The sequence below is a fragment of the Nocardia rhamnosiphila NBRC 108938 genome, assembly GCF_000720425.1.
Lineage (GTDB): Bacteria > Actinomycetota > Actinomycetes > Mycobacteriales > Mycobacteriaceae > Nocardia > Nocardia rhamnosiphila.
On sequence record NZ_JOAJ01000006.1, the window covers coordinates 198,239 to 210,107 of the forward strand.

The 11,869-nt window shown below is 66.1% G+C and carries 15 protein-coding genes; 8 read left to right on the plus strand and 7 right to left on the minus strand.

Annotated elements, in window-relative coordinates:
* Window positions 1-264: 264 nt before the first annotated feature.
* Window positions 265-699, minus strand: a complete 435-nt coding sequence (locus IG75_RS0121845; protein WP_051714797.1) for a helix-turn-helix domain-containing protein — start codon at window positions 697-699, stop codon at window positions 265-267.
* A gap of 56 nt (window positions 700-755) precedes the next feature.
* Between IG75_RS0121845 and IG75_RS0121850 the strand changes: the two genes are divergently transcribed.
* Window positions 756-1,412 carry a class I SAM-dependent methyltransferase gene (locus tag IG75_RS0121850; protein ID WP_210436826.1) on the plus strand — a complete coding sequence of 219 codons (657 nt, stop codon included), beginning with the start codon at window positions 756-758 and terminating at the stop codon, window positions 1,410-1,412.
* Window positions 1,413-1,620: 208 nt separating this feature from the next.
* On the opposite strand, the gene IG75_RS39225 is transcribed toward IG75_RS0121850, so the two are convergent.
* From IG75_RS39225 to IG75_RS0121875, 5 genes are all read right to left on the minus strand, one after another.
* Window positions 1,621-2,142, minus strand: coding sequence for a hypothetical protein (locus IG75_RS39225; RefSeq protein ID WP_156059053.1), 522 nt, complete (start codon window positions 2,140-2,142; stop codon window positions 1,621-1,623).
* Between the two features lie 17 nt (window positions 2,143-2,159).
* Entirely contained in the window at window positions 2,160-2,930 is a 771-nt protein-coding gene (locus tag IG75_RS0121860; protein WP_030523072.1) for a hypothetical protein, read from the minus strand.
* 1 nt (window position 2,931) lies between these two features.
* Window positions 2,932-3,252 (minus strand): hypothetical protein, encoded by a 321-nt coding sequence (locus IG75_RS0121865; RefSeq protein ID WP_030523071.1) that lies wholly within the window; start codon window positions 3,250-3,252, stop codon window positions 2,932-2,934.
* 2 nt (window positions 3,253-3,254) lie between these two features.
* Entirely contained in the window at window positions 3,255-3,653 is a 399-nt protein-coding gene (locus tag IG75_RS0121870; protein WP_030523070.1) for a hypothetical protein, read from the minus strand.
* A 530-nt stretch (window positions 3,654-4,183) separates the two neighbouring features.
* Window positions 4,184-4,954 carry an IclR family transcriptional regulator gene (locus tag IG75_RS0121875; RefSeq protein ID WP_030523069.1) on the minus strand — a complete coding sequence of 257 codons (771 nt, stop codon included), beginning with the start codon at window positions 4,952-4,954 and terminating at the stop codon, window positions 4,184-4,186.
* Window positions 4,955-5,065: 111 nt separating this feature from the next.
* On the opposite strand from IG75_RS0121875, the gene IG75_RS0121880 reads away from it, so the two are divergent.
* The 5 genes from IG75_RS0121880 (at window position 5,066) to IG75_RS0121900 (ending at window position 10,250) form a co-directional block, all read left to right on the plus strand.
* Entirely contained in the window at window positions 5,066-5,914 is an 849-nt protein-coding gene (locus tag IG75_RS0121880; RefSeq protein WP_373863750.1) for a 2-keto-4-pentenoate hydratase, read from the plus strand.
* A complete protein-coding gene (locus tag IG75_RS0121885) occupies window positions 5,911-6,882 on the plus strand; it encodes an acetaldehyde dehydrogenase (acetylating) (protein ID WP_030523067.1) in 972 nt (323 codons plus the stop codon). The genes IG75_RS0121880 and IG75_RS0121885 overlap by 4 nt, the downstream gene beginning before the upstream one ends.
* Window positions 6,879-7,925 (plus strand): 4-hydroxy-2-oxovalerate aldolase, encoded by a 1,047-nt coding sequence (gene dmpG, locus IG75_RS0121890; protein WP_030523066.1) that lies wholly within the window; start codon window positions 6,879-6,881, stop codon window positions 7,923-7,925. The genes IG75_RS0121885 and dmpG overlap by 4 nt, the downstream gene beginning before the upstream one ends.
* A 182-nt stretch (window positions 7,926-8,107) precedes the next feature.
* On the plus strand, window positions 8,108-9,298 hold the full coding sequence (locus tag IG75_RS0121895; RefSeq protein WP_030523065.1) for an NAD(P)/FAD-dependent oxidoreductase: 1,191 nt from the start codon (window positions 8,108-8,110) through the stop codon (window positions 9,296-9,298).
* Window positions 9,299-9,308: 10 nt separating this feature from the next.
* Window positions 9,309-10,250: a sigma-70 family RNA polymerase sigma factor gene (locus tag IG75_RS0121900; RefSeq protein WP_030523064.1), complete on the plus strand. Its 942-nt coding sequence runs from the start codon at window positions 9,309-9,311 to the stop codon at window positions 10,248-10,250.
* A 106-nt stretch (window positions 10,251-10,356) separates the two neighbouring features.
* On the opposite strand, the gene IG75_RS0121905 is transcribed toward IG75_RS0121900, so the two are convergent.
* Window positions 10,357-10,944 (minus strand): TetR/AcrR family transcriptional regulator, encoded by a 588-nt coding sequence (locus IG75_RS0121905; RefSeq protein WP_030523063.1) that lies wholly within the window; start codon window positions 10,942-10,944, stop codon window positions 10,357-10,359.
* Window positions 10,945-11,075: 131 nt separating this feature from the next.
* On the opposite strand from IG75_RS0121905, the gene IG75_RS0121910 reads away from it, so the two are divergent.
* A complete protein-coding gene (locus IG75_RS0121910) occupies window positions 11,076-11,402 on the plus strand; it encodes a hypothetical protein (protein ID WP_030523062.1) in 327 nt (108 codons plus the stop codon).
* A 36-nt stretch (window positions 11,403-11,438) separates the two neighbouring features.
* Window positions 11,439-11,864, plus strand: a complete 426-nt coding sequence (locus IG75_RS0121915) for a nitroreductase family deazaflavin-dependent oxidoreductase (RefSeq protein ID WP_030523061.1) — start codon at window positions 11,439-11,441, stop codon at window positions 11,862-11,864.
* Window positions 11,865-11,869: the final 5 nt, after the last annotated feature.

Genomic DNA, 11,869 nt, shown 5'->3' on the forward strand with positions numbered 1-11,869 from the left:
GTCGGCGTTCGAAGGCGTGTAGCCCGGCGAACGTGCGCTCGACCGGGCGGCGCAGGGCCCCGGGCCGGAGTCGTGGCCTGGTGCGCCGCCGCCGGGCGATGACCGGGAAATACCGCTGCCCGCAGTAACCGGCGGTATGTGTCGTGGTCGTAGCCGAGGCGGGGGTATGGGTGCGGTTCGGCCGCTTCCGTCCCGGTGGTCTGTCCGAGGAACCGAGGATCGGTCGTATGCGTGAGAAGCCGCCGTTCGGATTCCGAGGCCCTGTTATTCGCGGTCGATCCCGGCGGTGGCGGCGATCTCGGCCCGGAAGCGGGGGCATTCGGTGAAATCCTCGTAGCGGCAGGTGAGTACGTGGTTGATCAGGTTCTTCGACGTCTGGATCCGGGCCAGCTGTACGTCGAGTTCGTCCAGATGTGATCGAAGGATGCTGCGACGGCCGGGTCCGTCGCAGGCGTCGAGCAGGTCGCGGGTGCGGGCCAGGCCCAGACCGACCTGCTTGCTGTGCAGGATCAACGCCACCCGGGCGATATGCGACTGCGTGTAGCGGCGGCGGCCGCCGACCCTGGCCGCGGGGGTGAGCAGGCCGACGCTCTCCCAATGGCGGAGGACATGGGTGGCGAGGCCGAAGCGGCCGGCCAGTTCGCCGATGGAACAGGTCGGCTCGGGACTCGACTGCCCAGCGGCGGGGGTTGACTTCATGTTCACATTAACTTGCAGTCTGGATCGGACGTCAACCCGAGACCCAGGAGACAAGCATGACGATGCCCGGCGCGGCCGAGATGTGGAACGAGCGGTATGCGCAGCCGTTCACCTCCTACGGCACCGAACCCAACGACTATCTGCGCGAAGTGGCCGATCGGATACCCGAGGGCCCGGTGTTGTGCCTGGCAGAGGGGGAGGGGCGTAATGCGGTGTATCTGGCCGGTCGCGGATACTCCGTGACCGCTGTGGACCTCTCGCCGGTGGGGTTGGCCAACGCCCGGGATCTGGCGGCGCAACAGCGGGTGGAGATCGAGACCGTGGCCGCCGATATCACCGAGTTCGATATGGGCGAAGCCCGCTGGTCGGGGATCGTCTCCATCTGGGGGCACCTGCCGTCGGCGCTACGACCCGGAGTGCACGCGGCATGTGTGCGGGCGCTGCGGCCCGGCGGTGTGTTCGTGCTCGAGGCCTATACGCCACGCCACCTCGATCGGCCCGGGGTCGGGGGGCCGCCGGTCGCGGACGGGATGCCGACACCGGAAGAGTTCCGTCGCGATCTGGCCGGTCTGCGGCTGGAGCGCTGCCGCGAGGTCGACCGCGATATCACCGAGGGCGCGTTCCATCACGGACCCAGTACGACCGTGCAGGTACTGGCGGTGCGGCCGAGTGAGGCACCACCCCAGACGCTCGCAGGCGACGGAGGCCAATAGCGAGAAGCGGACGTCCGATCTCATGGCGAGGCACAATTCGGGCACCCGGCCGGAGATGCATTGCTATGGGGGGCACGGAGAAGTCGATCAATGCCACCGCACGACCGCATACTGACGGTGGCGAGCGAATTATGCCCGAGACGTGAAGGGCAACCACCGCGCGCGGCCGGTCTCCGCTACTGACCGGTCGCGTACAGGGCCGTGCGAGTCAACTCTGGAACACTTCCCAGGAGCCGAGTTCTGCTTCCTTCGACGGCGAACCGTCCCAAGGGCGGTCGCTGAAACCCTTGATTCGGAGCACCGTCTCAATTCCATTCCGCGCCGACCGGTCGCTGACGCTGAACGAGTACGTCTTCCTGCCCAGGTCTGTCTTGATCAGCTCATGGGCAATGGCTGTGGCCACAGGACGCAGGGAGTCACTGTCGGATGAGTGTGGATCGCATACTGTGATCGACAGTACAAGCTTTCCTGGAAGGGTCTTCGCGGGCTGCACTTGCGCTGCTTGGACGGAGATGTCGTCGCCCAAAGTAAGACCCAGGGCGAACTTTGCGACCTCAGGGTCGGGATGGCCGGCTATTGACCGTAGACCACAATCCGGATGTGGCTTGCTGGTCGAAGTTGTTCCAGGGGAGCCGATTTCTGCGCCGCCGGATGATACGCAGCCTGTAACGGCCGATATCAACAGGGAGAAAATTCCGGCAATCGCAAATTTTTCAGACCGTGTCAACACTGGGTCATCTGTCCTTTTCAAGCCCGACTGGGCTGCCAGTAGGCGGGGTCGTTATAGGTGTTCGCCGTGGCATCCGGCCAGTGGTCTCCGTAGAAGCCCCACGGGCTGTCAGTCGCATTGTCGAGAGCATTCGCCTCGACCATTTGGGTCTGAACGGTGCTTGCCAGAGCGGTCATGAGTCCCTCGACAAGGACAAGAACATCGGCGGCTGCTTGCACCAATCCGGGGGCGCCTTCGTATAGGAGGATTACAGATCCAACTTCGGCCAGCGCTGCTGTAAGGTTCGCCATGTAAGTCGCCAAAGTATCGGCCAGCTTGATGTAGAAATCAAGAGCTGATTTCGAAAGATTCAGCATACTTGTTTCAATCTTGGTGCAGACCTCGGCCGCCGATGTAAAGGCTTTGTCCTGAGCAGTTCTTACCGCGTTGAAGCTGTCCTTGGCTTCTCCGGACCAGAATCCTTCAACGCTTACTTCTGGGCGAGCCGGGGCGTTCGATGCGGCGCGGACGCTTGCGCCGACTATCTGCCAGTCGGCTGCCCATCCGAGGAACGTGAACGGTGCATTGATGCCCGTCAAAACTTCGTCGAGCTTTTCCAGGAGAGTTTTTATCTTGTCTTGAGCCTCGTCGCGCTTTTGGGTTGCAAAGGCCCAGGCTACGGGGGCGTAATACTTAAGACCGTCGACAGTGTCGTTGATCTCGCCGGGTATGTTTCTCCACTCATCTATTTGCGTTCGGAGATTCTCGATTGCGCTGTCGAGTTGTCCCTTGTCTACGGGGTCGCCCATCTCATTGCCCGATTTCTGCTATTTTATTGAAATCATGCGATTGATCCGTATCCTGCTGCAGGAAAGCATTAACTATTATTCGCAATGTGGTCCCGATTTCCTCCGCTTCGGATGCGCCCTCTGCCAGTCTCGCTCGGATATACTCTGCGGAGGTAATATAATATTCGTACGGAATCTGAAACAACCCCCACTCGAGTCGACTGGTGTCCTTCAGTGTGTCGACCTTGTATGCTGCATTGAAAAGCTCCGCTTTGACCTCATAAGTCCATGCTTTGGATTGGAGATCCAGACGCTCCGCGGCTAACTGTATCTGATCGGGCATTCTTACTCCTGGCGAATTCTAGAAATATGGGCGGCCAGTCGTTCGGCCAGCTCGGAGTCGGTTTCGCTGGAAAGGCCGGGGTCTACGACCAGCGAAGGCCTGGCGGTGCGGATTCGGTTCGCGCAGTGCACTATGTCATGGGCGATTGTGGAGATGTCGGCGCGAAGCGCCCAGTCGTAATCAAAAGATATATATGTGATCATCGAACGGGTGGAGCGCACTGTCAGGGCGGGTTCATCGTAATCACTGACACCGGGTCCGTGGACCTCTGTTGTCTCGTTTCCGATCAGCTGATCCAACAAACGTTGGTATTCGCCGTATTCGCGTGTTTGCAGAAGAGTGGGAATAATATCGCGGAGCGCGGGGGCGCTCGGCGTGCCGGTCGCGCCGTGCTCGATCATCTGTGACGATCGTTCGTAAAGCGCGTAGCGAATAGGCCTCCATGATCGAGGTGCCGTATTCGCTCGGGGCGAAGTGATCTTTCCAGTTTCGCCGTAGCGTAATTTTTTTCGGAAGTCGGTCTTCGGCCAGCTCGACGGTGATCAGTGCCGACTTCTGTGGTGGCTCAAATCTTTTGGGCTCGCTGACTTGTGGTGCCTCGAATTCGTCCTCGCGATAGCCATCCCAAGAGGTTTGATAATCAAATCCGGGCATCGAGTTCCCTTGTTTTCGCGCCGCTGATGTTCGATACTTTCCAGCGAACCGATCTATCGATCATGCGAAGTCTGAATCCCCCTCATTTTAAATTCTGAACCCAAGTGTCAGGATCTGTTTGGTGAGACCTGGGTAAACCCTTCATTCTTTCGAAGAGTATCAAGAGTGACTCGTTGGGGCAAAATAGTGCGCTCTACCGCATACGACCGATCGCTCGGCGAGGGACGGGCTTCTGCGCTCGGATCGAGCGCAGTCGTGTCAGCGTCTCGCGCAAACGCTAAGCGAGGGTCTGTGGTGCCCGCCGAGCCAGGATGGAAGCAACTCCTGCGGCCGCTGCCTGCACTGAGCCGGCGTGTCGTTCGGGCCTGAAGCGGGTCACCGGGCCGGTGACCGAGATAGCCGCCAGCGGACGGTCGTCGGTGCCGAGGACAGGTGCGGCCACGCAGCCGATCCCGATGGCGGACTCCTCATGTTCGTAGGCCACCCCGTTCTCGACTACCTGTGCCAGCTGAATCCGCAGCAGGCCGGGTGCGACCACGGTGCGCGGGGTGCGTCTGGTCAACGGGCCGGCCAGGATGCGGTCGATCGTCTCGGGACCGGAGTGGGCGAGCAGCGCCTTGCCGATCGCGGTGCAGTACAGCGGCATCCGGCCGCCGATCCGGGAGGGGGCGCGGGCCTGCCGGTGGCCGCCGATCTTGCTGATGTAGACGACCTCGTCGCCGTCGCGGACGCCGAAGTGCACGGTTTCACGGGTGCGGGCGAACAGGTCCTGGAGGAAAGGCACGGCGACCTCGAGCAGTGTGCGCTCGGTGGCCGCCCGCATACCCAGTTCGAACAGTCCACGTCCGAGCCGGTAGCCCTCCGCCGACGAACTCAGCAGCCGTGCGGTCACCAGGTCGCGGCACAGCCGGTGCACGGTGGCCTTCGGCAGCCCGGTGCGGCGGGTCAGTTCGGATAGTCCGACGGCCTGGTCCTCCACCCCGAACGCCTCCAGGATCAGCAGCGCCCGGCCCAGCACGGAACGCTCGTCGAGGTGGTGATCCGGCATATCGGGCCCTTCTGGTGAGACTGGTCCAGTCAGTGGACCACTTTACTGTTCAGGGCCGCGCCGAGGGTGTGCACTGAGCAGACCCCGACGAAGAGGAGAACGGAGGTCGTGGTGGCCACCACTGTCGACAGCATCAGCGACAGCGGGCCCGGCGTCGACGAGTCGATCGTCGCCCGTGCCGCGCAACGCCTGATCACCGCCGCGGAGACGCGCCGGACCTGTGCCCCGTTGCGGGACGGGTTGATCAGCCCGGACGATGTCGCCACCGCCTACCGGATCCAGGAGCGGTTCAATGCCGCCCGGGTCTCCCCTGAGGTCACGGTGGTCGGCCGCAAGATCGGCGCCACCTCGCAGGCCGTGCAGCAGCAGCTGGGTGTGGACCAGCCCGATTTCGGTGTCCTGTTCTCCGATATGGCGTATTCGGACGGCGACGTGATCCCGATCGACCGGCTCTTGCAGCCGCGGGCCGAAGCCGAGATCGCGTTCGTGCTCGGCGAGGATCTCGCCGAGGGGCCGCTCGATATCGACCAGTGCCGCGCGGCCGTGGCCGAGGCGGTGGCCGCACTGGAGATCGTGGACAGCCGCATCACCGACTGGAATATCTCCTTCGCCGACACCGTCGCCGACAATGCCTCGAGCGGTCTCTACGTGCTCGGCACCGAGCGCCGGACCCTGGACGACTTCGAGCCGGTCGACGTCGCCATGAGCATGCGCATCGACGGGGAAGAAGTGTCGACCGGTAACGGCGCCGCCTGCCTCGGCGACCCGCTCAACGCCCTGTCCTGGCTCGCCCGGCAGGCCCGCACCTTCGGTGAGCCGCTGCGGGCCGGACAGGTGATCCTGTCCGGCGCGCTCGGCCCGATGCGGCCGCTGCATCCGGGCGCCACCGTCACCGCCGCCATCTCCGGCCTCGGGACGGTCACGGCTTCGTTCACCACCGCTTCGGAGGTCTCCCAGTGAGTGACAACAACACGCGCACCAAGGTCGCGATCATCGGTTCGGGCAATATCGGCACCGACCTGATGATCAAAGTGCTGCGCCATTCCCGATTCCTGGAAATGGGCGCCATGGTCGGTATAGACCCGGAATCCGACGGGCTCGCCCGGGCCGCCCGGTTGAAGGTGCCCACCACCCACGAAGGGGTGGAGGGACTGATCGCGCTGCCGAACTTCGACGAGATCGAGATCGTCTTCGACGCCACCTCGGCCAAGGCGCACAAACAGAACCACGAGCGGCTGGCACCGCTGGGTAAACGCCTCATCGACCTGACCCCCGCGGCCATCGGGCCGTTCGTGGTGCCGCCGGTGAACCTGGAGGAACACCTCGACGCGCCGAACGTGAACATGGTGACCTGTGGCGGCCAGGCGACCATCCCGATCGTGGCCGCGGTCTCCCGGGTGGTGCCGGTGGCCTACGCCGAGATCGTGGCCTCCATCGCCTCGAAATCCGCCGGACCCGGTACCCGGGCCAATATCGACGAGTTCACCGAGACCACCGCGCACGCCATCGAAACCGTGGGCGGCGCGGAACGCGGTAAGGCGGTGATCATCCTGAATCCGGCCGAACCGCCGCTGATCATGCGCGATACGGTTTTCTGCCTGGTCACCGCCCCCGACGCCGATTCACACGAGCAGATCAAGGCCTCGGTGGCGAAGATGGTCGACGATGTGGCGGCCTACGTGCCCGGCTACCGGCTCAAGCAGGAAGTGCAGATCGACGCGATCCCGGCGGATCAGCCGGTGCACACCCTGCTCGCCAAGGACAACGACTCCTTCCCGACCCATCGGGTGTCGGTGTTCCTCGAGGTCGAGGGCGCGGCCCACTACCTGCCCGCCTACGCCGGCAACCTCGACATCATGACCTCGGCCGGACTGCAGGTCGCCGAGCGGATCGCGCAGAACACCCAGCAGAAAGAAGGTGCCCGATGAGCGAGTCCGACGCCGTGCCGACCGTTTTCGTCCAGGACGTGACCCTGCGCGACGGTATGCACGCCATCCGGCACCGGATCACCCCGGAGAACGTCGGCAAGATCGTGGCCGCACTCGACGCCGCCGGTGTCGACGCCATCGAGGTCGCGCACGGGGACGGTCTGGCCGGCGGCTCGGTGAACTATGGTCCCGGGTCGCACAGTGACTGGACCTGGCTCGAGGCCGCCGCCGCGAACCTGAAGAACGCGCGGCTGACCAGCCTGCTGCTGCCCGGTGTGGGTACCGCCGAGGATCTGCGGCGGGCCTGGGGCCTGGGTGTGCGCTCGGTGCGGGTGGCCACCCATTGCACGGAGGCCGATGTCGCCGCCCAGCACATCGCCACCGCGCGGGAGATCGGGATGGACGTCTCGGGATTCCTGATGATGAGCCATATGGCCGAACCGGCGCAGTTGGCCGCGCAGGCCAAACTCATGGAGAGCTACGGCGCGCACTGCGTCTATGTCACCGATTCCGGCGGCCGCCTCACCATGAACGGTGTGCGCGACCGCATCCTGGCCTACCGCGATGTCCTCGACCCGGCGACCGAGCTCGGTATCCACGCCCACGAGAACCTGTCGCTGTCGGTGGCGAATTCGGTGGTGGCCGTGGAGAACGGGGTCACCCGGGTCGACGCCTCGCTGGCCGGTCACGGCGCGGGTGCGGGCAACACCCCGATCGAAGCGTTTGTGGCGGTCGCCGATGTGCTGGGCTGGAAGCACGGCTGCGATGTCTTCGCATTGCAGGACGCCGCCGACGACCTGGTCCGGCCGCTGCAGGACCGCCCGGTGCGGGTGGACCGGGAAACCCTCACCCTCGGCTATGCCGGGGTGTACTCGAGCTTCCTGCGGCATGCCGAGGCGGCCAGTGAGCGGTACGGGATCGATGTCCGGACCCTGCTGATGGAGGCCGGCCGGCGGCGGCTGGTGGGCGGTCAGGAGGACATGATCGTCGATATCGCGCTCACCATGCTGGCCGAGCAGAAGGCCGAACAACAGCCTGTCTGACCGGTCCGCGGTGGTTCGAGTGTCCGCCGCGGCCGAACAGCGGACAGCCCCGGTGCCGGCCGGGGCTGTCCGCGTAGTGGAGGGCGTCCTGTTCGGTGGGTGACCCACATCACCGCGCGATGCTGTCAGGAACGCGGAAGCTGTCTCGTTCAGGAAGCACGCGAACCAGACAGGAGCGAACCATGCCGCATCGCATCGTCGTCCTCGGGGCCGGATACGCCGGAGCTTTCTGCGCCGGGTACCTGGCCCGTCAACTGCACTCCGGCGATTTCGAGATCACCGTCGTCAATGCCGAACCCGATTTCGTGGAGCGGCTGCGACTGCATCAGCTCGCCGCCGGGCGGGATCTCCCGCACCGGCCGCTGGCGAAGGTGTTCGCGGGTACCGGTATCCGGCTGAGAACGGCCCGGGTGACCGGCGTCGACGTCGAGCGCCGGAACGTCACCGTCGCCGATGCCGCGGGCACCGACCGGCTCACCTACGACACCCTTTTGTACGCACTCGGTAGCACTGCCGCCGAGCACGGCGTCGCGGGTGTCGCCGAACACGCTTTCCACGTGGCCACGCGGCCGTCCGCGCTGCGCCTGCGCTCCCGCTTGGACGAGCTGGGCGAGGGCGGGAAGGTGCTGGTGGTCGGCGGCAACCTGACCGCGATCGAAGCCGCCACCGAGATCGCCGAGGCCCGGCCGGGACTGCGGGTCGAACTCGTCACCGGCGGTGAGCTGGGTGGGTGGCTCGGGCCGAAGGCCCGCCGTCACCTGCTACGCGCCTTCGACCGGTTCGGAATCACGATTCACGAGCACACCACCGTCGAACGCGTCGAGGCGTCGGCAGCTGTCGCCGCCGACGGCACCGTTTTCGCCTCCGACGCGACCGTGTGGACCGCCGGTTTCGCCGTCCACCCGATTGCCGCCGCCAGCGGCCTCGAAGTGGCGGCCAACGGACAGATCAGAGTCGACCGTCAGATGCGTTCGGTCTCGCATCCCGATGTCTACGTGGCCGGTGACAGCGCTTTCGTCATCGGTGACAACGGCCGGCCGTTGCCGATGTCGTGCGCTTCGGCGGGATTCACCGGTATGCAGGCGACATCGGCGATCATCGGGGACCGGACCGGGCGCAAGGTCGAGACGACCGCGCTGACCTATGTCGGCAACCACATCGGTCTCGGCCGCAAGGACGGAATCTTCCAGCTGGTCGACGGTGACGCCGGCGCGAAGACCGGAGCATTGCGCGGCCGGCCGGCGGCGCGGGTCAAGGCGGCGATCGTGGCGACCAGCGGCTGGGCCATCAGCCACCCGACCTTCGGGAAGCGGAGTCACCGGTACCGTGCGGCGACCACGGGAGTGCCGTCGGCGGCTCTGGTCGCCGGATAGGATCCTGCCCGTGGACACTGCCACCGTGGCGCGATTCGAGGCCAGCCGGAACCGGCTGGCCTCGCTCGCCTATCGGCTGCTCGGCTCGGCCGCCGACGCCGAGGACACCGTGCAGGACGCCTTCCTGCGGTGGCAGGCCGCCGACCGGGAGTACATCGAGGTGCCCGAGGCGTGGCTGACCAAGATCGTCACCAATCTGGCGCTCGACCGGCTCCGTTCGGCGCGGACGCGGCGCGAACGCGCCGTCGGTGCCTGGATGCCCGAACCGCTCTTGGACGGCGACCCGATGCTGGGCCCGGCCGATACCGTCGAACAGCGCGAATCGGTGACTCTGGCGGTGCTGACGCTCCTGGAACGGCTGTCACCGGTCGAACGGGCCGTCTACGTGCTGCGTGAGGCGTTCGCCTACAGTCACGCCGAGATAGCCGAGTTCCTCGGCATCACCGAGTCCGGGAGCCAGCAGCACGCCCATCGGGCCCGCCGCCGGATCACCGCGGCCGGCCATGCCTCCGATACCGACCCGGCGTCCGCCCGTCGGATCGTCGAGGAGTTCGTCGCCGCCGCGTCCTCGGGTCGGACCGAACGGCTGGTCGCGCTGCTGACCGACGACGCAACCGGCATCTCCGACGGCGCCGGGCTGCGGTGGGCCGGGAAGTTGATCCGGTACCCCACCCCGCAGCGGATCGCCGCCGCGATCCGGGCCGGCTTCGCCCCGTCTCCGGCCAAGCGCAGACTCGCCGGTGGCTCGCCCGCCATCCATGCCGCCGTGGTCAACGGCAGCCCGGCCGTGCTGGCCACGCTCGCGGACCGGGTTGTGGGCGTGGTGATCCTGGAACTACGTGGCGACCGGATCGCGGGTGTGCGTGGTATCGCCACCGCGGCCCGGCTCGATCGCCTCACCGTGGAATGGCAGCGGCAGGAGCACGAAGTTCCATTGATCGAATCGTGGTAGTCGGCCGGCCGGTGATCAGACGGTGGTCCGTCGGCTCCCGGCCGGCGGATACCGCGGCCGGGCGGCGCCGACGGCCCGGTACGTGCCGGCGTACCCCGGAAATCTCCTAGCCGGTCGCGGGGCGGGAGCGCATGCTGCCGTGCGCGATCTCGTGGACGGCCGGGCGCAACAGTTCGACGATTCGGTCGGTGGCGGCATCGGACACCGCATCCAGGTGCAGCAGGTGGCGGCCGATGACGACGCCGAGGGTGAGTGCCCCGATCAAGCCCGCGCGCAGGTTCGCGTCGTCGGGATCGAGGTGTTCGGCGGCCTGCCGCTGCCGGGCGGTCATCGCCGCGCGCACGCTCTGCGCGGTATCCGAATGGGTGAGCATGGTGCGGACGGCGGCCAGGGTCGCGCTATCGGGTTCGCCCTCGATCTTCGCCGCCAGCGCGGCGAGTAGTTGTTCGGCCGCTTGTTCAGGTGTACCGCTGATCGGGACGTCGGGTTCGGGGACCGCGACCCGGGCGAACAACTCCTCCTTCGACCCGAAATACCGCATGACCAGGCTGGGGTCGGTCTCCGCCGCGGCCGCGACGGCGCGGATGGTGGTGCGCTCGTAGCCGGATTCGGCGAACAGGCGGGTGGCCGCCCGCAGAATGCGTTCCTGGGTGCGCCGCCGCTGTTCGGCTCGGGTCGGCTGGGTTTCGGACACCCGACCAGCCTAGGGCCCGTACGCCCGCGACCCGGGCGCGTGACCGAATGCATTCGAACAACGACCGTTGACCGAAGTTGCGGCTACTGCTAGTTTCGGACTACAAGCGTTGACCGAATGAGGTGGTTCCGATGTGGCCGACAGTGGTTACGGCTTTCGCGGCGGGCGTGCTGGGCACGAACGCGTTCCCGCACTTCGCGAAAGGAATGATGGGAGAGGAGTTCCCGAATGTCACCGGAAACGCACCGGTGCGCAATGCGGTCGCGGGAGTACTCGGCCTCGTCATGGCGGCACTACTCGGATACGCGGCCGATCTCGGGGCGTATCCGTGGCCCGGATTCGTGGCGCTGGGTAGCGGGGCACTCGTCATGGCTGTTTTCCATGGGATGCGCGGGGCATTCTGGTTGAACCGGGTGCTGGGCAAACCGAACCCCGCCCCGGTGTACGCGCACCGCTGATCGGCGGGGTGCGGTTCGGACACGGAGGACGTGCACATGGCGGCCTGGGACGACGAGGTCATCGAGGAATTCCGTGCCGGCGAGGGGCGCGTCGGCGGCCCCTTCGCGGGCTACGATCTGCTCCTGCTCACCACCATCGGCGCGAAATCCGGCCTACCGCATACGAAACCGGTGATGTATCTGCGGGACGGCGATCGGCTGGTGATCGTCGCCTCCAATGCCGGGGCGCCGCAGAACCCCGCCTGGTACCACAACCTGCGCGCGCACCCGACGGTGACCGTGCAGGTGGGCGCCGAACTCTTCCAGGCCGATGCCGAGGTGATCGACGCCGGGCCCGAACGCGATCGCCTGCACCTCGCGATGGTCGCGATCCTGCCCGCGCTGGCCGAGTACGAGCGCACCGCGGGCCGGGTCGTACCGGTGGTCGCGCTCACCCCGCGTGAGCCCGGGGGAGCGGGGTGACCGAG